This is a genomic window from Mycobacterium sp. 1165196.3 (genome assembly GCF_001673415.1).
GTDB classification, from domain to species: Bacteria; Actinomycetota; Actinomycetes; order Mycobacteriales; family Mycobacteriaceae; genus Mycobacterium; species Mycobacterium europaeum_A.
Window position 1 is genome coordinate 47748 of the sequence record NZ_LZLU01000138.1, and the last position, 20816, is coordinate 68563.

A 20816-nucleotide genomic window follows, 5' to 3' on the forward strand; every position below is an offset into this window, starting at 1 on the left:
GCGCGCGGTCGCGGGCCGGCGGGGAGGCGATGGCCACCGCCGCCGGAGCATCCACAGGGTGCCGGCGCCGTGCTGGTGCCGGTCCGGTCAGGAATGCCAAGGTGGCGGCGTGGGGCAGGGCAAGCTGCTTGAATATCGTTAGACGGCTGTTGGGCGAACCCTGGGGGTTCCGGCAGCTGCAGGACTATGGTGCCGCTACGCGCGGCAGGTGCGCGGGACTCGGACCGCGCGGAAGGTTGCGAAAGGTAGTGACGAGCGCATGACGTCTGACGAGCCTCGCGACGATTCGGCTCGGCCAGTGCCGCGCCCGGGGCCGCGTCCCGGCCCCCGGCCGACACCGCGACCCACCACCGCGCACCCGCTGGTGATGCCGCCGCCCAGCAATCCGCACCAGTTCGGCCGCGTGGACGACGACGGCACGGTGTGGCTGATCAGCAGCGCCGGCGAGCGCATCATCGGCTCCTGGCAGGCCGGCGACCGGGAGGCGGCGTTCGCCCACTTCGGCCGGCGCTTCGATGACCTGGCCACCGAGGTCACCCTGATGGAGGAGCGCCTGGCGTCGGGAAGTGGTGACGCGCGCAAGATCAAGGCGCACGCGGCCGAGCTGGCCGAGACGCTGCCGACGGCGGCCGTGCTGGGTGACATCGATGCGCTGGCGGGCCGGTTGACCACCATCGCCGAGCACGCCGAGGCGACGGTCGCCGCGGAGCGCTCCCGCCGTGAGGAGCACCGGGCCACCCAGACCGCCCGCAAGGAGGCGCTGGCCGCGGAGGCCGAGGAGTTGGCCGCCAACTCGACGCAGTGGAAGGCCACCGGCGACCGGTTCCGCGCGATCCTCGACGAGTGGAAGACGATCACCGGCGTGGACCGCAAGGTCGACGACGCGTTGTGGAAGCGCTATTCGGCGGCTCGGGAGGCGTTCAACCGGCGGCGGGGATCGCACTTCGCCGAGCTGGACCGGGAGCGCTCGGGGATCCGCCAGGCCAAGGAACGCCTGTGCGAGCGGGCCGAGGAGCTGTCCGACTCGACCGACTGGACCGCGACCAGCGCGGAATTCCGCAAACTGCTGACCGAGTGGAAGGCGGCCGGGCGGGCGACGCGGGAGGTCGACGACGCCTTGTGGCGGCGTTTCAAGGCCGCCCAGGACGTGTTCTTCACCGCCCGCAACGCCGTGACGGCGGAAAAGGACGCGGAGTTCCGGGCCAACGCGGCCGCCAAAGAGGCGCTGCTGGCCGAGGCGGAGAAGCTCGACACCAGCAACCCCGACGCCGCCCGCGCGGCGCTGCGCGCGATCACCGAGAAGTGGGATGCGATCGGCAAGGTGCCGCGCGAGCGGTCCGCCGAGTTGGAGCGGCGGCTGCGCGCGGTCGAGAAGAAGGTGCGCGACGCCGGCGACGTCGGCTGGTCCGACCCGCAGGCGCAGGCCCGCGCCGAGCAGTTCCAGGCCCGCGCCGAGCAGTACGAACAGCAGGCTCAGAAGGCCGCCGCGGCGGGCCGGACCAAGGAGGCCGACGAGGCTCGAGCCAACGCCGAGCAGTGGCGGCAGTGGGCGCAGGCGGCCGTTGAGGCCCTGACCCGCAAGCCTTAGCGCCCTCAGGCGCCCTTGGTCGTTCCGGGGTCGTCGGTGGTCCCGGCGGCGGGCTCGTCCAGACCGTCCAGCAGCGAGGTCGACTGCTGCGCGGCCGCGACGCGGCGCCGCTGCTCCTCGGCGGCCAGTTGCACGATGGTGCGCGACCAGACCACCCGCGCCCAGTGGTAGGTCAGCACGAGCACGGTCAGCCAGGCGACGATCAGACCCCAGCCCGGCCCCGGGTGGCCCGCGGAGACGGTCTGGCGCGACCAGATCGCCAGCATGCCCGCGGCGCCCGCGATGGCCGTGCCGGCCAGCGCGACCCAGGCCAGCGCCCAGCGCCGCGTCACCAGCGCCAGCATCGAGAAGCCCACGCCGAACACCAGCGCCAGCCAGGCGAACACCCGCGACGGCAAAGCCACGGCGGCCGCACCGGCGTGGTGGCTACCGAACAGCACGTCCCAGCCGCGCACGTCGCCGGTGTGCGGCAAGACAAACGACGCCAGCAGCACGAACACCAGGATCGACACGAAGAAGGCCCGCGGGCCCGGGTCGATTCCGCGAGCCACCCGGCGTTCGGCGGCCTCGATCTCGGTGCGCAGGGCGCCGAGCTGCAAATCTTCGTTGTTCGTCTCTTTTTTCATCGTGCACATCCAAGGGGTTCGGCCGGGCCGACGGGCGGCCCGAGGGCGGGCATGCCAAGGCCGATGCCGCGTGGGCGCTGCCCGGCGGCGTGGGCATCACCCGCCCGGGTGCGGCGATGGGTGAGGACGCCCGCGTCGGCGATGAGGTGGTGGGGCGCGGCCCCGGTGATCGCCGTGGTGACGATGTCGCCGGGCCTGATGTCGCCCGGTGTGTCGACGGCGAAGTGCACCAGCCGGCCGTCGCGGGCCCGCCCGCTCATCCGGGCGGTGCGGCTGTCCTTGCGCCCTTCGCCGGTGGCGACCAACAATTCGACGGTCTGACCGATCAACGCCTGGTTGCCCTCCAGCGAGATCGCCTCCTGCAGCTCGATCAGCCGGTCATAGCGTTCCTGCACAACGGCTTTCGGGATCTGCCCGTCGAGTTCAGCGGCCGGGGTGCCGGGCCGCTTGGAGTACTGGAAGGTGAACGCGGCCGAAAAGCGGGCCGCCCGCACCACGTCCAGTGTGGCCGCGAAGTCCTCTTCGGTCTCACCGGGGAACCCGACGATCAGGTCGGTGGTGATGGCGGCGTGCGGCATGGCGACCCGGACCCGGTCGATGATGCCGAGGTAGCGCTCGGCGCGGTACGAGCGCCGCATCGCGCGCAGCACCCGGTCCGACCCGGACTGCAGCGGCATGTGCAGGGCGGGGCAGACATTGGGCGTCTGCGCCATGGCCTCGATGACGTCGTCGGTGAATTCGGCCGGGTGCGGCGAGGTGAACCGCACCCGCTCCAGCCCGTCGATGTCGCCGCAGGCCCGCAGCAGGCGGGCGAAGGCGCCGCGGTCCCGCGGCAGCGCCGGGTCGGCGAAGGACACCCCGTAGGCGTTGACGTTCTGGCCCAGCAGCGTGACCTCGAGCACGCCGTCGGCCACCAGTGACCTGACCTCGGCCAGGATGTCGTCCGGGCTGCGGTCGACCTCCTTTCCCCGCAGCGACGGGACGATGCAGAACGTGCAGCTGTTGTTGCACCCGACCGAGATGGAAACCCAAGCGGCATAGGCGGATTCGCGAGCGCTGGGCAGTGACGACGGAAACTCCTGCAGCGCCTCGGCGATTTCCACCTGGGCGACCTGGTTGTGCCGGGCCCGCTCCAGCAGGGTGGGCAGCGACCCGATGTTGTGCGTGCCGAAGATGACGTCGACCCAGGGCGCCTTGCGCAGCAGCGCGTCGCGGTCCTTTTGGGCCAGGCAGCCGCCGACGGCGATCTGCATCTCGGGATTGCCGCGCTTGCGGGGCGCCAGGTGGCTGAGGTTGCCGTACAGCTTGTTGTCGGCGTTCTCCCGGACCGCGCAGGTGTTGAACACGACGACGTCGGCGTCGGCACCCTCGGCCGCGCGTCGGTATCCGGCCGCTTCCAGCAGGCCCGCCAACCGCTCCGAGTCGTGGACGTTCATCTGGCAGCCGTAGGTGCGGACTTGGTAGGTGCGCGCCGGTGCGGCGTCCGCCGCCACGGTCTCTCGCACCATCGAAGTCACCCGGCCATGGTACGGCGGCCGGTCGGCACGCGAGAAACCGCACGTCAGGGCTAGACCCGGCGCCGCTCCCGCTCGGCGGCCAGTTCGGCGAAGACGACCTCGCACGCCATGTTCTGGCTGTAGCCACGGCGCGCCAGCATCCCCACCAGCCTGCGGGTCACCCGGGCATCGTCGTCGTTCAGCGTTTCCCGGCGCAGCTTGGACCGGACCAACTGCTCCGCCCGGTCCCGCTCGGCGCCGGCGTCGATCCCGGCGAGCACCGAGGTGATCACGTCGTTGTCGATGCCCTTGGTGTGCAGTTCGGCGGCCAAGGCGCGCTTGCTTTTCCCGGCGTGGGTCCGGCGGGACTGCACCCACTGCTGGGCGAAGTCGGCGTCGTCGATCAGGCCGACGGAGGCCAACCGGTCGAGCACCCGCGCACTGACGTCGTCGGGATAGCCGCGCTTGGCCAGCTGGCCGCGCAGTTCGGCGCGGGTGCGCGCTCTCGCGGTGAGCAGGCGCAGGCACAGCGCTCGCGCCTGCTCCTCGCGGGAGGGCTCAGAAGTCGACGGGGGCGGGCAGGACGCTGTCATCGGACAAGCCATCGGTCACGACCGCGCCAATGCCGAGCTTTTCCTTGATCTTCTTCTCGATCTCGTTGGCGACTTCGTCGTTTTCCTTCAGGAACGTGCGGGCGTTCTCCTTGCCCTGGCCGAGTTGCTCGCCCTCATAGGTGAACCAGGAGCCGGACTTGCGGATGAAGCCCTGCTCCACGCCCATGTCGATCAGCGAGCCTTCCCGGCTGACCCCCTGGCCGTAGAGGATGTCGAACTCGGCCTGCTTGAAGGGCGGCGCCACCTTGTTCTTGACGATCTTGACCCGGGTGCGGTTACCGACCGCGTTGGTGCCGTCCTTGAGCGTCTCGATCCGGCGCACGTCCATGCGCACCGACGCGTAGAACTTCAACGCCTTTCCACCCGTGGTGGTTTCGGGGCTGCCGAACATCACCCCGATCTTCTCGCGCAACTGGTTGATGAAGATCGCGGTGGTGCCCGAATTGTTCAGCGCGCCAGTCATTTTGCGCAGCGCCTGGCTCATCAGCCGGGCCTGCAGCCCGACGTGGCTGTCGCCCATCTCGCCTTCGAGCTCGGCGCGCGGCACCAGCGCGGCCACCGAGTCGATGACCAGGATGTCCAGCGCGCCGGAGCGGATCAGCATGTCGGCGATCTCGAGGGCCTGCTCCCCCGTGTCGGGCTGGCTGACCAGCAGGGAATCGGTGTCCACGCCGAGCTTCTTGGCGTACTCCGGGTCCAGGGCGTGCTCGGCGTCGATGAAGGCGGCGACGCCGCCGGCGGCTTGGGCGTTGGCCACCGCGTGCAGGGCGACCGTGGTCTTACCCGACGATTCCGGGCCGTAGATCTCCACGACCCGGCCACGGGGCAGCCCGCCGATGCCCAGGGCCACGTCCAGCGCGATGGATCCGGTGGGGATGATCGAAATCGGCTGACGCGTCTCGTCGCCGAGACGCATCACCGAGCCTTTGCCGTAGCTCTTTTCGATCTGGGCCATCGCCAGTTCGAGAGCCTTCTCGCGGTCGGGGGCTTGCGCCATGGTGTCTCTCCTATAGTCGGTGTTCGTCTGACCGGTATCGGTCGGTTGGCGGTGACACTAGAGAAGGCCACCGACAAGTTGACTGGCCGAACGCTCACCACACTAGCCGAACAGGTGTTCGATTCAAGTTCGACACGCCGTTGCGCCCCGGCGCGTGTGGCAACATCGGCGATCGAAAGGCGCCGACGGGCCTCTTCGGGGGCGGATCCCCCCGAGAGGCGGTCGCGAACCCATGGACATCTCCCCCCAGCTGGCCGAAACGGCTTCCTACGGAGGCTTTTTCGCGCTGACCGTGGGTGGGGACCCGGCGGGATGGCATCCGGTCGCGCGGTCCTACGCCGACGGCTGCGCCGACCTGATCGACGCCACCGCCCGCCGCTACCACACGACGGACCTGCGGATCGGCGCGTCGCTGGTCCACCTCGCCCACGCCACCCGGCTGTGGTCACCGGTGCTCGCCTGCGCGATCGGCCACGGCGTCGTCCCCGACCTCGATGAACTGCAACGCGCCGACGACGACGCCCGGTTACGACTGCCCAGGCCCGTCGGGCAGCCCGTCGATTCGCACGACGCGCTGTACCGGGTGGTCGTCGAAGAACACCTGCAACCGCTCGCCGCCGGCCTGCGGGTCAACCTGGCGCCCGCCCTGCTCGCGGGCAACATCGCCTCCGCGCTGGTGGGCGCCGCACGGGCCCTGGTGGCGGCGCGGCCCGACCTGCACCGCAAGACCACCGAGCTGACCGGGTCGCTGCTGGACACCGGCGTGCTGGCCGGATCCGGTGTCATCACCGGCCCGCAGCTGGGATTCCGGCGCCGCAGCTGCTGCCTCTTCTATCGGCTGCCCGCGGGTTCGCTGTGCGGTGATTGCGTGCTGCACCGGGTGCCGGGATAGGCCGCTCGGGCGCGGGCCTCGTTTGTCGTTGCCCGGTCGGGGTACGTGAGCACCATGTCCTCAGCCGCAACCCCGTCCCTGCGCGCCATCGCGTTGGTCTGCTCGTTGAAGAAGAGCCCGGCGCCGTCCAGCAGCGAACTGCTCGCCGACCAGTTGCTCGATCAGCTGCGCAGCGCGGGCGTCGAGGGTGAGAAGGTGCGCTGCGTGGACCTGGCGCTGCTGCCCGGGGTCGAGGCGGACATGGGTCCCGGCGACGAGTGGCCGGCGCTGCTGGACAAGATCAAATCGGCGGACATCGTCATCGTGTCGACGCCCACCTGGGTCGGCCACATGTCCAGCGTCGCCCAGCGCGTCCTGGAGCGCCTCGATGCCGAGCTGTCCGACACCGACGACGCGGGCCGACCGGCGATGGTGGGCAAGGTGGCGCTGGCCGCGGTCGTGGGCAACGAGGACGGGGCGCACAAGATCGTGGCCGACCTGTTTCAGGCGCTCAACGACATCGGGTTCTCGATCGCCGCGCAGGGCTGCACCTACTGGAACGGCGAGGCGATGCAGGGCACCGACTACACCGACCTCGACGGCGTCCCCGAGCCGGTCGCGTCGGCCACCGGAAATGCGGCGCGCAACGCCGTGCACCTGGCCACCGTGCTGCGGCAGAACGGCTACCCGGCCTACGAATAACTACGAATAGCTACGAATAGCGCGCGGCGATCACCACTGTTCGCGCGGCACGTCGAAGTCGACGCACAACGCCCGCCACACGTCGCGCGGCTCGATGCCGGCCTCGATGGCCTGGGCGGCGGTGCGCCCGCCAAAGCCGCTCAGCACGTGATCCACCAGGACCGAAGACCCGTACGTGGTGCCGAAGCGCAGCACCACCCGCTCGTGAAACTCCGTTAGCCGCACGCCAGTCAACATACCCAGCGCACATGGATCGGACACCTGAGCGGGCGGCCCGCCTACCTCCAGCTGGCCGGCAGATCGACGATGTGATTCGGGCAGTCCTCCTGGACCGCAATCGACATGATGTCGCGCGCGCGTTGGGCCGACATGGTGGCCCGCAATTGCATGAAGGTGTATTCGGCCGGAGCGAGTCCCTGTTGCGCGGCGGCCGGATCGTCCAGCAACTGGCAGGCCTGCTGTTCCTCGGGACTGTCGGCGTGCGCGACGGCGGCGCTGAACAGCGAGCCGGCCAGCAGGGTGCCGGCGGCGATTGTCGTGATGATCCTCATCGAGTGCCTCCCGCCGAAGCATAGGGCCACCGGCCCGGGGCGCCGCGGTTCATCCGGCCACCGCAAGCGCGTCGCGGCACACCCGGACCGGATCGGCGACGTCGGCGATGCCGGCGGCCGCGGCCTGCGCCGCGGCCCGGTAGCGGGGCGACGACAGCACCTCGTTGACCGCGGCCACCAACGCGTCGGCGGTCAGCGGGCGGATCAGCCACGCGCTCCCCTGGCGCAGCACCCGGTTGGCGATCTCCCACTGGTCGCCGCCGCCGGGCACCACCACCAGCGGCACGCCGGCCAGCAGCGTCTTGGCCACCATGCCGTGGCCGCCGCCGCAGATCACCAGGTCGGCGTGCGCGAGCAGCTCGTCCTGACGCCCCAGCCCGGCCGCCGCCCACGGCGGCACCGCGAGCTCCGGTCCGTCCAGCCGCGACACCAGCAGGCGCGAGCCCGCCGGCATCGTCTCCCCCGGCGTCAAGCACTCCAACGCGACTTCGGCCAGGCCTTCCGTCCCGATCAGTGCGGTCGACGGCGCGATGACCACCACCGGCCCGGAGCCGGCCGGAACCTCGAGGACGCGGTCGGTCGGTTCGAAGTGCAACGGCCCGACCAGGACGGCCTCGGCCGGCCAGTCCGGGCGGGGGACCTCCAGCGCGGGCAGCGTCGCGATCAGCCGCCGCAGCGGCCCGGGATCGCGGGCCGGCAGGCCGATCTCGACGCGGGAAGCCGACCGTTGCCGCAGCCCGGCCCGCCAGGACCGCGCCGTCAGCGCGCGCATGGTGGCGTCGCGCAGCCGGCCCCGGATGCCGGTGCCCGGCGCCAGCCCACTGCCTATCGGCGGCAGACCTTTCGACGGCAGGTACAGCGGGTGCGGGTTGAGCTCGATCCACGGGATGCCCAGCAGTTCGGCGGCCACGCCGCCGCCGGCGGTGATGACGTCGGACACCACCAGGTCGGGCGCGAGTTCGCGCAGCGCGGGCACGTTGAGTACCGCCATCCGCGCGGCGCGCCGGTGAATCCTGGCGCCGGCGTCGACGTCGTCGTCGGTGGCGGCCAGCCCGTCCAGCGCGACGGCGTCGATGCCGGCGCCGCGGGCGGCGTCGAGCCATTCGGCGCCGGTGAAGATCGTGGGTTCGTCACCGGCTTCGGCGAAGCGTTGGCACAGCGCAATCGCCGGGAACGAATGCCCGGGATCCGGCCCGGCGACCACGGCGACGCGCATCGTGCTCACCCTGCCATAGCGCCCCGCGGCCACGCGCCTACGCTGACAAGATGACCGAGCTGACTGGGACAACCGTTGCGAACACCCGTACGGTCGAAGGCTTCCTGAACGCGCTGCAGGAGGCGGATTACGACGCCGCGGGCGCCGCGCTGGCCGACGACCTCGTCTACGAGAACGTCGGCCTGCCCACCATCCATGGCCGGGCCAGGGCCATCAAACTGTTTCGCCAGATGGAGGGCCGCGCGGCCTTCGAGGTGAAGATCCACCGCATCGCGGCCGACGGCGGCGCGGTGCTGACCGAACGCACCGACGCGCTGATCTTCGGCCCGCTGCGTCTGCAGTTCTGGGTGTGCGGCGTGTTCGAGGTCCAGAACGGGCGAATCACGTTGTGGCGGGATTACTTTGACTTCTTCGACATGCTCAAGGCCACCGCGCGCGGCCTGGCGGCGCTGTTGGTGCCGTCGCTGAAAGCGACGTTCTGACAACGCTTCTCGGCGACTAGCCGGTTCCCCGCAGCCCGCCGAGTTCGTCGAAGGCCTGCGCCCAACCGAGCAGCCGGTCCGTCGCCCCGGCCAGCTCCGCGCGGTAGTGCTGCGACGCGGCCGATCCGTCGCCGTTCGCCGAGGACACCAATTGCGCTGCCGCGGTGACCATTTCGTTGTATTGGCGAACGCCCGCAGACAGCTGGGCGGTGAACGCGTTGATGGTGGGCACCAGATACGTCCGCGATTCCGCGCTGGCTTCGGCCGCCCGCTCCATCGACACCACCTGCGCGGCGGTGGACGCCATGGCGGCCGAGGTTCTGGTGGCGGCGGCGGTCAGGTCGCGGATCTCGGCGGCCGGCAACATCGCGCCCCGCTCGATCACCGCCACCAGGGAGGAAAATCCACGCTCGGAGGCGCCCAGCGCGTACATCGCCGGGCGCGCCGCCGAACCCGGCGGCGGCAGCCGGCGCACGGTGGTGGCGCGCGGCACCGGCAGCGGCTCGGAGCGTAGCCAGCGATAGCGAAGCAGCAGCAGTGTCGCCGGGATAGCCATGAAAACCGCGACGCCGCCGGTGATTTCGAGCAGCAGCGCGAACCAGCCCCAGGCCGCCAGCAGCATCGTCACCGCCGCCCAGAACACACAGCCCGCGCTGAAGATCAGGCCCCAGCGCAGCGCGCGACGACGGCGCCGCAACTGGCGTGCGCGCGGGTCCGCGGCCGCGCTGAGCTTGCGGGCCACCAGGTCGGACAGGTCGGCGGCGGTGGCCAGTCCGCGGTGCAGGAACGCGCGCCACGGACCGGGCCGCGACGCCTTCACCGCCATGACGCTTCGGCTACTGGCCAAGTGGCTTCTCGGTCACCGAGCCGCCGGCGCTCTCCGCGGGCGCGGGCGTCGTCCCCGCGGCCGGCGTCCCGCCGGTCGGCAGGGCCTCCCCGCGCATCGAGGCGCGAATCTGCTCGAGCCGGGAATGGCCGGCCATCTGCACCCCGGCCTGCTCGACCTCGAGCATCCGGCCCTGCACCGACCCCTGCGCGAGCTCGGCGGCCCCGATCGCGTTGGCGTACCGTCGCTCGATCTTGTCGCGCACCTCGTCGAGGCTGGGCACGTTGCCGGGGGCGGCGAGATCGCTCATCGACTGCAGCGAGGCGCTCACCTGCTCCTGCATCTTGGCCTGCTCGAGCTGGCTGAGCAGCTTGGTGCGCTCGGCGATCTTCTGCTGCAGCACCATGGCGTTCTGCTCGACGGCCTTCTTGGCCTGCGCGGCCGCGCCCAGCGCCTGGTCGTGCAGCGTCTTGAGGTCTTCGACGCTCTGCTCGGCGGTTACCAGCTGGGCGGCGAACGCCTCGGCGGCGTTGTTGTACTCGGTCGCCTTGGCGGCGTCCCCGGCCGCGGTGGCCTGGTCGGCCAGCGTCAACGCCTGACGCACGTTGACCTGCAGCTTCTCCACGTCCGCCAGCTGACGGTTGAGCCGCATCTCCAGCTGCCGCTGGTTGCCGATGACCTGCGCGGCCTGCTGGGTCAGCGCCTGGTGCGTGCGTTGCGCTTCCTCGATGGCCTGCTGGATCTGCACTTTGGGGTCGGCGTGCTCGTCGATCTTGGCGTTGAACAGCGCCGTGAGGTACTTCCACGCCTTGACGAACGGATTGGCCATGAGTTAGCTCCGCCTTCGCTTCTTGAGGATCCCCGGGTGGGCCTGAGGGGCTCTGCGCCTGTCGCTCAATTTAGTGGGTCGGCGCCGATCGCCCCACCCCTTACGCGGGATCGGTGCCCGGCGCTCAGGCCAACGCCAACGAGGCCACCGGTGGGATGACGACCTTGATGCTGGTGCCGCTCGCCCCGTCCGCGGGCGCACCGACGGCCGTGCGCTCCTCGCTGGCCATCCGCTCGCCGGCGTGGATGAGAACCGACGACAACGGTACGTCCAGCGCGTCGCAGATCGCGTTCAGCAGCTCGCTGGAGGGCTCCTTGCGGCCGCGCTCCACCTCGGACAGGTAGCCGAGGCTCACCCGCGCCGAATCGGAGACCTCGCGCAACGTGCGGCCCTGTGTCGTGCGGGCCTCGCGCAGCACGTCGCCGATGACCTCGCGCACTAATGGCGCCATCCCGCCCTCCTTCGTCCGGTCGGCCCTGCGCGGCACGCACTGCTGCGGCAGGTGCTCACTAGGTGAACGCCGAGAGCGGTGGTCTGGTTCCCGGTCGGGGCCGGAGAATCAACCGGGCGTGCGGCGGACTTCCCGCACCGTCGACACGACGTAGTCGATGCCGGTGATCACCGTCAGCACGATCGCCGCGCCCATCACCACCGCCGCGACCACCCGGAACGGCCCCGGGGTTCCCGTCCAGGGCAGCACGAACAAGCCGATGGCCAGCACCTGCACGACGGTCTTGAGTTTGCCGCCCCAGCTGGCCGGGATGACGCCGCGGCGAATCACGGCCAGCCGCAGCACGGTCACCCCGAATTCGCGCGTCAGGATCAGCACCGTGACCCACCACGGCAGCTCCCCGAGCATCGAGAGCCCGATCAGCGCCGAGCCCACCAGCGTCTTGTCGGCGATCGGATCGACGAACGCGCCGAATTCGGTCGCCATGCCGTAGTTGCGGGCCAGCAGGCCGTCCAGCCGATCGGTGATGCAGGCGATCGCGAAGATGACGAAAGCGATTACGCGGAAGCCGCTTTCGCGGCCGTCGCCGGCGAACAGGGCGAGCAGGAAGACCGGCACCAGCACCAGCCGCAACAGGGTCAGCGTATTGGCGAGATTGGCGATGTTTGCGCGGCCCGGCGGTCCGGTTAACGGACCCGTCTGCGGCTGCCCCGACACGGCAACAGAATAACGGTTGACCAGCACAGCCGTCCGAGATGTCGATACTGTTAGCCGTGAGCAGAAGTCCAGAGCGTTATCGGCCGCGGGTTCGGCGCGCGCGAACATCCGATGTTCCGGCCATCAAGCACCTGGTCGACACCTACGCCGGAAAGATCCTGCTCGAGAAGAATTTGGTGACGCTGTACGAGGCCGTGCAGGAGTTCTGGGTGGCCGAGCACGAGGGCCGGGTGGTCGGTTGCGGCGCCCTGCACGTGATGTGGTCCGACCTCGGCGAGATCCGCACCGTCGCGGTGGATCCGGCGATGACCGGCCACGGCATCGGCCACGCGATCGTCGACCGGCTGCTCGAGGTCGCTCGCGAGCTGGCCCTGAAGCGGCTGTTCGTGTTGACGTTCGAAACCGAGTTCTTCGCCCGGCACGGGTTCACCGAGATCGAGGGCACGCCCGTGACCGCCGAGGTGTTCGAGGAGATGTGCCGGTCGTATGACATCGGTGTCGCCGAGTTCCTGGACCTCAGCTACGTCAAGCCCAACATCCTCGGCAACTCCCGGATGCTGCTGGTGCTCTAGCTCGATGGCGGCGACCCGCATCGCCCGGCTGCGCCGCCCTCGCGATCGCCGCTACTCGTCTTCGTCGGATCCGTTGGCATCGCTGCCGCCGCGGATCAGCGCCAGCGTTCCGGCCAGTTCGTCGGGCTTGATCAGCACCTCACGCGCCTTGGAGCCCTCCGACGGCCCGACGATCCCGCGGGTCTCCATCAGGTCCATCAGCCGGCCGGCCTTGGCGAAGCCGACGCGCAGCTTGCGCTGCAGCATCGACGTCGAACCGAACTGGCTGGATACCACCAGCTCGACTGCCTGCAGGAACACGTCCATGTCGTCGCCGATGTCGGGGTCGACGTCGGTGCGTTCGCCGGTGGGCTTGGCGGCGGTGACGCCCTCGGTGTACTCCGGTTCGGCCTGGTCCTTGCAGGCGGTGACGACGGCGTGGATCTCCTCGTCGGTGATGTATGCGCCCTGCAGCCGGATCGGCTTGCCCGCGCCCATCGGCAGGAACAGGCCGTCGCCCATGCCGATCAGCTTTTCCGCGCCGGCCTGGTCCAGGATGACGCGGCTGTCGGTCAGCGACGACGTGGCGAACGCCAGCCGCGACGGCACGTTGGTCTTGATCAGCCCGGTGACCACGTCCACCGACGGCCGCTGGGTGGCCAGCACCAGGTGAATGCCGGCGGCGCGGGCCTTCTGGGTGATCCGCACGATGGCGTCCTCGACGTCGCGGGGGGCGGTCATCATCAGGTCGGCCAGCTCGTCGACGATCGCCACCACATACGGGTAGGGCCGGTACTCGCGCTGACTGCCCAGCGGCGCGGTGATGGCGCCCGAGCGCACCTTCTCGTTGAAGTCGTCGATGTGGCGCACCCGGGAGGCCTGCATGTCCTGGTAGCGCTGCTCCATCTCCTCGACCAGCCACGCCAGCGCGGCCGCCGCCTTCTTGGGCTGGGTGATGATCGGGGTGATCAGGTGCGGAATGCCTTCGTAAGGCGTGAGTTCCACCATCTTCGGGTCGATCAGGATCATCCTGACCTCCTCGGGGGTGGCCCGGGCCAGCAGCGAGATCAGCATCGAGTTGACGAAGCTGGACTTACCGGATCCCGTGGAACCGGCGACCAGCAGGTGCGGCATCTTGGCCAGGTTGGCCGAGATGAAGTCGCCCTCGATGTCCTTGCCCAGCCCGATCACCAGCGGGTGGTGGTCGCGCCGGGTCGACGGCGCGGTGAGCACGTCGGCCAGCCGCACCATCTCTCGGTCGGTGTTGGGCACCTCGATGCCGACCGCGGACTTGCCCGGGATCGGGGCCAGCATGCGCACGCTCTCGGTGGCCACCGCATAGGCGATGTTCTTCTGCAGCGCGGTGATCTTCTCGACCTTCACGCCCGGCCCCAGCTCGACCTCGTAGCGGGTGACGGTCGGCCCGCGGGTGCAGCCGGTGACGGCGGCGTCCACCTTGAACTGGGTCAGCACCTCGGTGATGGCGTCGGCCATGACGTTGTTGGCGGCGCTGCGCTTCTTGGGTGGGTCCCCGGCGACCAGCAGGTTCAGCGAGGGCAGCGTGTAGGGGCCCTCGACGACCCGGTCCAGCTCGACGGTGTCGTGCTTGTCCGCCGACCGCCCGCGCTTGCGGCCCCGCGACGTGGGCTGGACGGCGGGCTCGGGCACGGTGGGAATGTCGTCCTGCAGCGCGGCCTGGGCATCGTCGTCGGGTGACCAGGCCGGCGGCGGCGCCTCGTCGGGGACGGCAGGCGCCTCGTCGTGGTAGTCGTCGCGGTCCGCCGCGGCAGCGTCCTCAAAGTCGTCGAACTCGTCGGCGTAGTCGTACGGCTCGTCGTCGTAGCCCTCGTCGACGAACCGGGTGTGGAACAGGTTGCGCATCACCACGGGCACCTCGCGGATCGTGGTGCCGGTCAGCAGCAGCAGGCCGAACATGAAGCCGATGAACAGCAGCGGCGCCGCGATCCACGGGGTGAGCCCGTCCGAGAGCGGCCCGCCGATGGCGAAGCCGATGAAACCGGCCGCGCGGCGGCGCGCTTCGGGGTCGCCCGGCGAACCGGACCACAGGTGGCGCAACCCGAGCACCGACAGGGCGATCAGGCTGGCGCCCAGGATCAGCCGGGGCCGCACGTCGGGGTTCGGCTCGGTGCGCATCAGCGTCACCGCCACCGCGGCGGTGACGACCGGCAGCGCGAGCACACCCGCGCCGATGAAGGTCCGCAGCGCCGTGTCGACCCACGTCCCGACCGGCCCGGCGGCGTGGAACCACGAACTGGCGGCGACCACCACCGAAAAGCCCAGCAGCAGCAGCGCGATGCCGTCGCGGCGATGCCCCGGGTCGATGTCGTGGGCGCGCCCGATCGACCGGGCCGCGCCGCCCGTTCCCCGCGCGGCCATCATCCAGATGGCGCGCATGGCGCGACCGCAGGTCAGCCCGGCGGAAACCAGCGGGGCCTGGTTACGCCGCCTGGCGGGCTTGCCGGACTTCTTGCGGGGCGCCGCCGGGCGCGCTCCCCGGGACCGGCTGGGCCGCGATGTGGCCTTTGACCTGCTCGTTCGGCTTCCGGAGCGGGCGGCGGTCTTACTGGGCATGCCGGCAAGCGTAGTCGCAACGGCATCATCTACACCACCCGCCACACTGGTAACGGCCCGGCTTGTCCGGCATGGCCCGAATCGGCCCTCACATCGCGTGAGTAGGGTGACATCCGGTTGCGAGAAGTCGTGCTCGTCACCCACCCGGAGCGCCCAGGAGGCCATCAATGCCCGTCGTCGTCGTCGCCACCTTGACCGTCAAACCCGAGTCGGTCGACACCGTTCGCGACATCCTCAAAACCGCGGCCGTGGAGGTGCACGAGGAGCCGGGCTGCCAGCTGTATGCCGTGCACGAATCGGGCGAGACCTTCGTCTTCGTCGAGCAGTGGGCCGACGCCGAGGCGCTCAAGGCGCACAGCACCGCACCGGCGGTCACCAAGATGTTCACCGCGGCCGGCGAGCACCTGGACGGGGCGCCCGACATCAAGATGCTGCAACCGGTCCCGGCGGGCGATCCGGCCAAAGGACAGTTGCGGCCCTGATGGCCAGGTCGTCGGAAGGGCCCCTGACGGGCAAGGTCGCCTTCATCACCGGCGCGGCGCGCGGGCAGGGCCGCGCGCACGCGGTGCGGCTGGCCGCCGACGGCGCGGACATCATCGCCGTCGACCTGTGCGACCAGATCGCCAGCGTGCCCTACGCCCTGGCCACGCCCGAAGACCTGGCGGCCACCGTGAAGCTGGTGGAAGACACCGGCTCCCGGATCGTGGCCTCTCGTGGCGACGTCCGCGACCGCGAATCGCTGTCGGCGGCACTGCAGGCCGGCCTGGACGAGTTCGGCCGGCTGGACATCGTGGTGGCCAACGCCGGCATCGCCCCCATGCAGTCCGGCGACGACGGCTGGCACGACGTCATCAACGTCAACCTGACCGGCGTCTACCACACCATCAAGGTCGCGATACCCACGATGGTCAAGCAGGGCACCGGCGGGTCGATCGTGCTGATCAGCTCGAGCGCGGGGCTGGCCGGGGTCGGCAGCCCCGACGCCGGTTCCGTCGGCTATGCCGCCGCCAAGCACGGGGTGGTCGGGCTGATGCGGGTCTATGCGAATCTGCTTGCTGGACAGATGATTCGGGTCAACTCGATCCATCCGTCCGGGGTCGAGACGCCGATGATCAACAACGAGTTCACCCGCGAGTGGCTGGCGAAGATGGCCGCCGCGACCGACACGCCGGGCGCCATGGGCAACGCCATGCCGGTGGAGGTGCTCGACGTCGAGGACGTCGCCAACGCGGTGGCGTGGCTGGTGTCCGACCAAGCTCGCTACATCACCGGCGTGACCCTGCCCGTCGACGCGGGATTCCTGAACAAGTAGCCGCCATGGCCCGAAACCTGGTTGCGCAGACGGCATTTGGTCCGATGGTGCTGGCCGCCGTCGAGCAGAACGAGGCGCCCGGCCGCCGCCTGGTCGACGACGACTTCGCGGAGCTGTTCTTGCCCGCCCCGCTGCGGTGGCTGGTCGGAGCCACCCGGTTCGCCCCGGTGCGCCGGGCGCTGATCCGCGGCTCGGAGTTCACCGGTCCGGGCTTGTGGGCAAACCTGGCCTGCCGCAAGCGTTTTATCGCCGACAAGCTCAAGGAGTCGCTCGACGACATCAACGCCGTCGTCATCCTCGGCGCGGGCCTGGACACCCGCGCCTACCTGCTGACGCGGCGGGTCCGCATCCCGGTGTTCGAGGTCGATCTGCCGGTGAACGTCGCGCGCAAGTTCAAGACGGTCCGCCGGGTGCTCGGCGAGCTGCCGCTGTCGGTTCGGTTGGTGGCGTTGAACCTCGAGCATGACGACCTGCTCACCGCGCTGGCCGAGCACGGTTATCGCACCGACTACCGGGTGTTCTTCATCTGCGAGGGCGTCACCCAGTACCTCACCGAGGCGACCGTGCGGCGCACCCTGGACGGGCTGCGCGCGACCGCGCCCGGCAGCCGGTTGGTGTTCACCTATGTGCGTAGGGATTTCATCGACGGCACCAACCGGTATGGCACCCGCACCCTGTACCGCACCGTGCGCCAGCGGCGGCAACTGTGGCATTTCGGTCTGCAGCCCGATGAGGTGGCCGCGTTCCTCGGCGAATACGGCTGGCGGCTGGTGGAGCAGGCCGGTCCCGACGAGCTCGTGCAGCGCTACGTCGAGCCCACCGGCCGCAAACTCAAGGCCTCGCAACTGGAGTGGTCGGCCTACGCCGAGAAGATCTGAGTGCAGCGATCCTCCGCGACACTTAAACATCTGCGACGACACGCCGGTCATCACCGCAATGAGTTAAGTTTCGCGGCCCAGACGCCGAGTTCAGACCTCGATGACGGTCGGCACGATCATCGGCTGACGGCGGTAGGTCTCGCCCACCCACTTGCCGACGGTGCGCCGCACGCCCTGAGCGATGCGGCCCGGATCGGTGATGTTCTCGGCCGCAAGCGCTTCCAGTTCGGCCTCGACCCGGCGCACGGCGGGCTCGAGCGCCTTGGGGTCCTCGGAGAATCCGCGCGATTGCAGGTGCGGCGGGGCGACCGGGCGACCGGTGCCGCGGGTGACGATGACGGTCACCGCCACGAAGCCCGACGACAGGATAAGCCGCTCGCCCAGGGTGATGTCGCCGACGTCGCCGTTGATCAGGCCGTCGACGAACATCTTGCCCACCGGCACCGCGCCGGCGATGGAGGCCGTGCCCGCCACCAGGTCGACGCTCACGCCGTTCTCGGCCAGCAGAATCGACTCCTCCGGCACGCCGGTGCGGGCCGCGAGTTTGGAGTTGGCGCGCAGCATGCGCCAGGTTCCGTGCACGGGCATGACGTGGCGCGGCCGAATCCCGTTGTACAGGAACAACAATTCCCCGGCGTAGGCGTGCCCCGAAACATGCACGCGCGCTTGGGCATTGGTCACGACGCGAGCACCGATCTTGGCCAGCTCGTCGATGACGCCGTAGACCGCCTCCTCGTTGCCCGGGATCAGCGACGACGCCAGCACCACCAGGTCACCGGCGGTCAGGGTGATGCTGCGGTGCTCGCCGCGCGACATCCGCGACAACGCCGACATCGGTTCGCCCTGCGTGCCGGTGGTGATCAGCACCACCTTCTCTGGCGGCATCATCTCGGCGGCGCCGATGTCGATCACGTCCGAATCGGCCACCCGCAGGAACCCGAGTTCGCGGGCGATGCCCATGTTGCGCACCATGGACCGGCCGACGAACGAGACCCGCCGGCCCAATGCGACTGCGGCGTCGATGATTTGCTGCACGCGGTCGACGTTGGAGGCAAAGCATGCCACGATGACGCGGCCTTCGGCGCCGCGGATCAGCCGGTGCAGCGTCGGGCCCACTTCGCTTTCCGACGGGCCGACGCCCGGGTGCTCGGCATTGGTGGAATCGCACAGGAACAGGTCCACCCCGGCGTCACCGAGCCGGGACATGCCGGGCAGGTCGGTGGGGCGGCCGTCCAGGGGAAGCTGGTCGAGCTTGATGTCACCGGTGTGGAGGACGGTTCCGGCACCGGTGTGTACGGCGATCGCCAGCGCGTCGGGGATGGAGTGGTTGACGGCGAAGTACTGGCATTTGAACACGCCGTGACTGCTCTTCTGGCCCTCGCCCACCTCGACGAACACCGGCTTGAGGCGGTGCTCGCGGCATTTCGCCGCGACCAGCGCCAGCGTGAACTTCGAACCGACGACCGGGATGTCGGGGCGCAGCTTGAGCAGGAAGGGAATGCCGCCGATGTGGTCCTCGTGGGCGTGGGTGAGCACCAGCGCCTCGATGTCGTCGAGCCGGTCTTCGATGTGGCGCAGATCCGGCAGGATCAGATCGACCCCGGGCTCGTCGTGGGTGGGGAACATCACCCCGCAGTCGATGATCAGCAGCCGGCCCAGGTGCTCGAAAACCGTCATGTTGCGGCCGATTTCGCTGATGCCGCCAAGAGCGGTGACCCGCAACCCTCCCGTGGCCAAGGGGCCTGGCGGGGCGAGGTCTACATCCACTTCTCGGAAACTCCTCGGGTCACCGCAGCACTGACGCCGCACGCATATCGGCGGCCAACGCCTCGAGTTGTTCTGGCGTGGCGGGCATTTGGGGCAACCGCGGATCGCCGACGTCGATGCCCTGCAGGCGCAGGCCGGCCTTGGACATGGTCACCCCGCCCAGCCGGGCCATCGCGTCGCACAGCGGGGCGACGGTGGCGTTGATCTTGCGGGCGGTGGCGATGTCCCCGGAGCTGAAGGCGGACAACATCTCCCGCAGCTGCCCCGCGGCCACGTGCGAGATCACGCTGATGAAGCCGGTCGCACCCATGGCCAGCCACGGCAGGTTCAGCGCGTCGTCGCCGGAGTAGTAGGCCAGTCCGGTCTCGGCGATGATCTGGCCCCCGCTGTGCAGGTCGGCCTTCGCGTCCTTGATCCCGACGATGTTCGGGTGGGCGGCCAGCGCGCGGATGGTGTCGGGCTGGATCGGTATCACCGAGCGCGGCGGGATGTCGTAGAGCAGCACCGGCAGGTCGGTCGCGTCGGCGACGGTGGTGAAGTGGGCGATCAACCCGCTCTGCGGCGGCTTGGAGTAGTACGGCGTGACCACCAGCAGCCCGTGGGCGCCCTCGGCCGCGCAGGCCTTGGCCAGCCGGACGCTGTGGGCGGTGTCGTAGGTGCCGGCGCCGGCGATGACGCGGGCCCGGTCGCCGACGGCGTCCAGCACGACGCGCAGCAGCTCTCGCTTCTCGTCGTCGGTGGTGGTCGGGGACTCGCCGGTGGTGCCGGAGATCACCAGGCCGTCGCAGCCCGCGTCGATCAGGTGATTGGCCAGCTGGGCGGCCGCGGCGGTGTCGACGGAGCCGTCGGGCCGAAACGGTGTGACCATCGCGGTCAGCACGGTTCCCAGCCGCGCTGGGGCGTCGAATCCGGCGGTGCTCACGGTGTTCAGGTTACCTGGCCCCAGCAAGGTATTTAGCACCCGCGTAGACGCGCCGTCGCGCGACTTCGCGTCAGGCTTCGGTCGCCAGCGGGCTGGTCGCGACCTCCGTGCCGTCGGCCAGGGTGGAGATCTCGAAGTCGGCGAACACCGCGGGCGCCACACCCGAGAGCTGGCGCAGGCATTCGATGGCCAGCCGGCGGATTTCCACGTCGGCGTGCTCGCTGGCGCGCATCGCGATGAAGTGGCGCCACGCCCGGTAGTTGCCGGTCACCACGATGCGGGTCTCGGTTGCGTTGGGCAGCACGGCGCGGGCGGCCTGGCGGGCCTGCTTGCGACGCAAGACGGCGCTGGGTTGATCGGCGAACTTGGCTTCCAGTTTGGTCAGCAGCTCGGTGTAGGTGGCACGGCTGGCGTCGGCGGCCGCGGCCAGGATCTGCTGCAGTTCCGGGTCGTCCTGCAGTCCCGGGGGCACGACCACGTGCGAGTCCTTCTCGGGGACGTAGCGCTGCGACAGCTGCGAATACGAGAAGTGCCGATGCCGGATCAGCTCGTGGGTGCACGATCGGGAGATGCCGGTGATGTAGAACGACACGCTCGCGTGCTCGAGCACCGAAAAGTGCCCGACGTCGATGATGTGTTTGATGTAGCCGGCGTTGGTCGCGGTCTTGGGGTTGGGCTTCGACCAGCTCTGGTAGCAGGCCCGGCCGGCGAACTCGACCAGCGCCGGACCGCCGTCGGCGTCGGTGTCCCATGGCACGTCCGGGGGCGCCAAGAAGTCGGTCTTGGCGATCAGTTGCACGCGCAGCGGCGCGATCTCGGCCACGGCGC

23 protein-coding genes are annotated in these 20816 nt (G+C 70.0%); 8 read left to right on the forward strand and 15 right to left on the reverse strand.

Going from position 1 to position 20816, the window contains the following annotated elements; all coding sequences use genetic code 11:
* Nucleotides 1–259: 259 nt before the first annotated feature.
* Nucleotides 260–1588, forward strand: a complete 1329-nt coding sequence (locus tag A5659_RS14890; protein WP_067182088.1) for a DUF349 domain-containing protein — start codon at nt 260–262, stop codon at nt 1586–1588.
* A 5-nt stretch (nt 1589–1593) separates the two neighbouring features.
* Here the strand turns inward: A5659_RS14890 and A5659_RS14895 are convergent, their stop codons facing one another.
* Genes A5659_RS14895 through recA form a run of 4 tightly spaced genes read right to left on the reverse strand, consistent with a single transcriptional unit; the run spans nt 1594 to nt 5321 of the window.
* Nucleotides 1594–2214, reverse strand: coding sequence for a hypothetical protein (locus A5659_RS14895; protein ID WP_067022077.1), 621 nt, complete (start codon nt 2212–2214; stop codon nt 1594–1596).
* Complete coding sequence (miaB, locus tag A5659_RS14900; RefSeq protein ID WP_197498022.1) at nt 2211–3722, reverse strand: tRNA (N6-isopentenyl adenosine(37)-C2)-methylthiotransferase MiaB; 1512 nt, start codon at nt 3720–3722, stop codon at nt 2211–2213. Before miaB ends, A5659_RS14895 begins: the two co-directional genes overlap by 4 nt.
* A 59-nt stretch (nt 3723–3781) precedes the next feature.
* Nucleotides 3782–4303: a recombination regulator RecX gene (gene recX, locus A5659_RS14905; protein ID WP_067182092.1), complete on the reverse strand. Its 522-nt coding sequence runs from the start codon at nt 4301–4303 to the stop codon at nt 3782–3784.
* Nucleotides 4269–5321 (reverse strand): recombinase RecA, encoded by a 1053-nt coding sequence (gene recA, locus A5659_RS14910; protein ID WP_066860775.1) that lies wholly within the window; start codon nt 5319–5321, stop codon nt 4269–4271. The genes recX and recA overlap by 35 nt, the downstream gene beginning before the upstream one ends.
* A gap of 232 nt (nt 5322–5553) precedes the next feature.
* On the opposite strand from recA, the gene A5659_RS14915 reads away from it, so the two are divergent.
* Nucleotides 5554–6213, forward strand: a complete 660-nt coding sequence (locus A5659_RS14915; RefSeq protein ID WP_067023060.1) for a (2Fe-2S)-binding protein — start codon at nt 5554–5556, stop codon at nt 6211–6213.
* A 54-nt stretch (nt 6214–6267) separates the two neighbouring features.
* Nucleotides 6268–6894, forward strand: a complete 627-nt coding sequence (locus tag A5659_RS14920; RefSeq protein ID WP_066860941.1) for a flavodoxin family protein — start codon at nt 6268–6270, stop codon at nt 6892–6894.
* 30 nt (nt 6895–6924) lie between these two features.
* Here the strand turns inward: A5659_RS14920 and A5659_RS14925 are convergent, their stop codons facing one another.
* From A5659_RS14925 to A5659_RS14935, 3 genes are read right to left on the reverse strand one after another with little or no spacing between them, the layout of a single operon-like run.
* Complete coding sequence (locus A5659_RS14925) at nt 6925–7131, reverse strand: DUF3046 domain-containing protein (RefSeq protein WP_067023057.1); 207 nt, start codon at nt 7129–7131, stop codon at nt 6925–6927.
* Between the two features lie 41 nt (nt 7132–7172).
* A complete protein-coding gene (locus A5659_RS14930) occupies nt 7173–7445 on the reverse strand; it encodes a hypothetical protein (RefSeq protein ID WP_067182097.1) in 273 nt (90 codons plus the stop codon).
* 49 nt (nt 7446–7494) lie between these two features.
* Nucleotides 7495–8661 (reverse strand): glycosyltransferase, encoded by a 1167-nt coding sequence (locus A5659_RS14935; protein WP_067182171.1) that lies wholly within the window; start codon nt 8659–8661, stop codon nt 7495–7497.
* A 50-nt stretch (nt 8662–8711) separates the two neighbouring features.
* Here A5659_RS14935 and A5659_RS14940 point away from each other — a divergent pair, with 50 nt between their 5' ends.
* The gene (locus A5659_RS14940; RefSeq protein ID WP_066860787.1) at nt 8712–9143 is read left to right on the forward strand and encodes a limonene-1,2-epoxide hydrolase; all 432 of its coding nucleotides are present in this window, start codon (nt 8712–8714) and stop codon (nt 9141–9143) included.
* A gap of 16 nt (nt 9144–9159) precedes the next feature.
* Here A5659_RS14940 and A5659_RS14945 read toward each other — a convergent pair whose 3' ends face one another.
* The 4 genes from A5659_RS14945 to pgsA all read right to left on the reverse strand — a co-directional run bounded on the left by A5659_RS14945 (nt 9160) and on the right by pgsA (nt 11966).
* Nucleotides 9160–9969 carry a hypothetical protein gene (locus A5659_RS14945; protein ID WP_066860790.1) on the reverse strand — a complete coding sequence of 270 codons (810 nt, stop codon included), beginning with the start codon at nt 9967–9969 and terminating at the stop codon, nt 9160–9162.
* A 10-nt stretch (nt 9970–9979) separates the two neighbouring features.
* On the reverse strand, nt 9980–10798 hold the full coding sequence (gene pspA, locus A5659_RS14950; protein WP_066860793.1) for a phage shock protein PspA: 819 nt from the start codon (nt 10796–10798) through the stop codon (nt 9980–9982).
* Nucleotides 10799–10922: 124 nt separating this feature from the next.
* Nucleotides 10923–11249: a transcriptional regulator ClgR gene (gene clgR, locus A5659_RS14955; RefSeq protein ID WP_066860796.1), complete on the reverse strand. Its 327-nt coding sequence runs from the start codon at nt 11247–11249 to the stop codon at nt 10923–10925.
* Between the two features lie 108 nt (nt 11250–11357).
* Nucleotides 11358–11966, reverse strand: a complete 609-nt coding sequence (gene pgsA, locus A5659_RS14960) for a CDP-diacylglycerol--glycerol-3-phosphate 3-phosphatidyltransferase (RefSeq protein ID WP_066860946.1) — start codon at nt 11964–11966, stop codon at nt 11358–11360.
* Nucleotides 11967–12004: 38 nt separating this feature from the next.
* Between pgsA and A5659_RS14965 the strand changes: the two genes are divergently transcribed.
* Nucleotides 12005–12538 carry an amino-acid N-acetyltransferase gene (locus A5659_RS14965; RefSeq protein ID WP_067182100.1) on the forward strand — a complete coding sequence of 178 codons (534 nt, stop codon included), beginning with the start codon at nt 12005–12007 and terminating at the stop codon, nt 12536–12538.
* 51 nt (nt 12539–12589) lie between these two features.
* Here the strand turns inward: A5659_RS14965 and A5659_RS14970 are convergent, their stop codons facing one another.
* Nucleotides 12590–15274, reverse strand: coding sequence for a DNA translocase FtsK (locus A5659_RS14970; protein WP_156749228.1), 2685 nt, complete (start codon nt 15272–15274; stop codon nt 12590–12592).
* A gap of 2 nt (nt 15275–15276) precedes the next feature.
* Between A5659_RS14970 and A5659_RS14975 the strand changes: the two genes are divergently transcribed.
* The 3 genes from A5659_RS14975 to A5659_RS14985 are packed head-to-tail and all read left to right on the forward strand — an operon-like array spanning nt 15277 to nt 17299.
* Nucleotides 15277–15591, forward strand: coding sequence for a putative quinol monooxygenase (locus A5659_RS14975; protein ID WP_066860802.1), 315 nt, complete (start codon nt 15277–15279; stop codon nt 15589–15591).
* A complete protein-coding gene (locus tag A5659_RS14980) occupies nt 15591–16421 on the forward strand; it encodes a mycofactocin-coupled SDR family oxidoreductase (RefSeq protein ID WP_066879642.1) in 831 nt (276 codons plus the stop codon). The genes A5659_RS14975 and A5659_RS14980 overlap by 1 nt, the downstream gene beginning before the upstream one ends.
* A 5-nt stretch (nt 16422–16426) precedes the next feature.
* Nucleotides 16427–17299, forward strand: coding sequence for an SAM-dependent methyltransferase (locus A5659_RS14985; protein ID WP_082976065.1), 873 nt, complete (start codon nt 16427–16429; stop codon nt 17297–17299).
* 90 nt (nt 17300–17389) lie between these two features.
* Here the strand turns inward: A5659_RS14985 and A5659_RS14990 are convergent, their stop codons facing one another.
* From A5659_RS14990 to thyX, 3 genes are all read right to left on the reverse strand, one after another.
* Nucleotides 17390–19066 (reverse strand): ribonuclease J, encoded by a 1677-nt coding sequence (locus A5659_RS14990; protein WP_067023051.1) that lies wholly within the window; start codon nt 19064–19066, stop codon nt 17390–17392.
* Between the two features lie 19 nt (nt 19067–19085).
* Complete coding sequence (gene dapA / locus A5659_RS14995; RefSeq protein ID WP_066879648.1) at nt 19086–19988, reverse strand: 4-hydroxy-tetrahydrodipicolinate synthase; 903 nt, start codon at nt 19986–19988, stop codon at nt 19086–19088.
* Between the two features lie 70 nt (nt 19989–20058).
* Nucleotides 20059–20811 (reverse strand): FAD-dependent thymidylate synthase, encoded by a 753-nt coding sequence (gene thyX / locus A5659_RS15000; RefSeq protein WP_066860954.1) that lies wholly within the window; start codon nt 20809–20811, stop codon nt 20059–20061.
* Nucleotides 20812–20816 lie beyond the last annotated feature (5 nt).

What these genes read in the sequence shown, in the direction of transcription:
- A5659_RS14890 (WP_067182088.1), top strand. Translation starts at nt 260, where the DNA reads ATGACGTCTGACGAGCCTCGCGACGATTCGGCTCGGCCAGTGCCGCGC.
- A5659_RS14895 (WP_067022077.1), bottom strand. Translation starts at nt 2,214, where the DNA reads ATGAAAAAAGAGACGAACAACGAAGATTTGCAGCTCGGCGCCCTGCGC.
- miaB (WP_197498022.1), bottom strand. Translation starts at nt 3,722, where the DNA reads ATGGTGCGAGAGACCGTGGCGGCGGACGCCGCACCGGCGCGCACCTAC.
- recX (WP_067182092.1), bottom strand. Translation starts at nt 4,303, where the DNA reads ATGACAGCGTCCTGCCCGCCCCCGTCGACTTCTGAGCCCTCCCGCGAG.
- recA (WP_066860775.1), bottom strand. Translation starts at nt 5,321, where the DNA reads ATGGCGCAAGCCCCCGACCGCGAGAAGGCTCTCGAACTGGCGATGGCC.
- A5659_RS14915 (WP_067023060.1), top strand. Translation starts at nt 5,554, where the DNA reads ATGGACATCTCCCCCCAGCTGGCCGAAACGGCTTCCTACGGAGGCTTT.
- A5659_RS14920 (WP_066860941.1), top strand. Translation starts at nt 6,268, where the DNA reads ATGTCCTCAGCCGCAACCCCGTCCCTGCGCGCCATCGCGTTGGTCTGC.
- A5659_RS14925 (WP_067023057.1), bottom strand. Translation starts at nt 7,131, where the DNA reads ATGTTGACTGGCGTGCGGCTAACGGAGTTTCACGAGCGGGTGGTGCTG.
- A5659_RS14930 (WP_067182097.1), bottom strand. Translation starts at nt 7,445, where the DNA reads ATGAGGATCATCACGACAATCGCCGCCGGCACCCTGCTGGCCGGCTCG.
- A5659_RS14935 (WP_067182171.1), bottom strand. Translation starts at nt 8,661, where the DNA reads ATGCGCGTCGCCGTGGTCGCCGGGCCGGATCCCGGGCATTCGTTCCCG.
- A5659_RS14940 (WP_066860787.1), top strand. Translation starts at nt 8,712, where the DNA reads ATGACCGAGCTGACTGGGACAACCGTTGCGAACACCCGTACGGTCGAA.
- A5659_RS14945 (WP_066860790.1), bottom strand. Translation starts at nt 9,969, where the DNA reads ATGGCGGTGAAGGCGTCGCGGCCCGGTCCGTGGCGCGCGTTCCTGCAC.
- pspA (WP_066860793.1), bottom strand. Translation starts at nt 10,798, where the DNA reads ATGGCCAATCCGTTCGTCAAGGCGTGGAAGTACCTCACGGCGCTGTTC.
- clgR (WP_066860796.1), bottom strand. Translation starts at nt 11,249, where the DNA reads ATGGCGCCATTAGTGCGCGAGGTCATCGGCGACGTGCTGCGCGAGGCC.
- A5659_RS14965 (WP_067182100.1), top strand. Translation starts at nt 12,005, where the DNA reads ATGTCGATACTGTTAGCCGTGAGCAGAAGTCCAGAGCGTTATCGGCCG.
- A5659_RS14970 (WP_156749228.1), bottom strand. Translation starts at nt 15,274, where the DNA reads ATGGCCTCCTGGGCGCTCCGGGTGGGTGACGAGCACGACTTCTCGCAA.
- A5659_RS14975 (WP_066860802.1), top strand. Translation starts at nt 15,277, where the DNA reads ATGCCCGTCGTCGTCGTCGCCACCTTGACCGTCAAACCCGAGTCGGTC.
- A5659_RS14980 (WP_066879642.1), top strand. Translation starts at nt 15,591, where the DNA reads ATGGCCAGGTCGTCGGAAGGGCCCCTGACGGGCAAGGTCGCCTTCATC.
- A5659_RS14985 (WP_082976065.1), top strand. Translation starts at nt 16,427, where the DNA reads ATGGCCCGAAACCTGGTTGCGCAGACGGCATTTGGTCCGATGGTGCTG.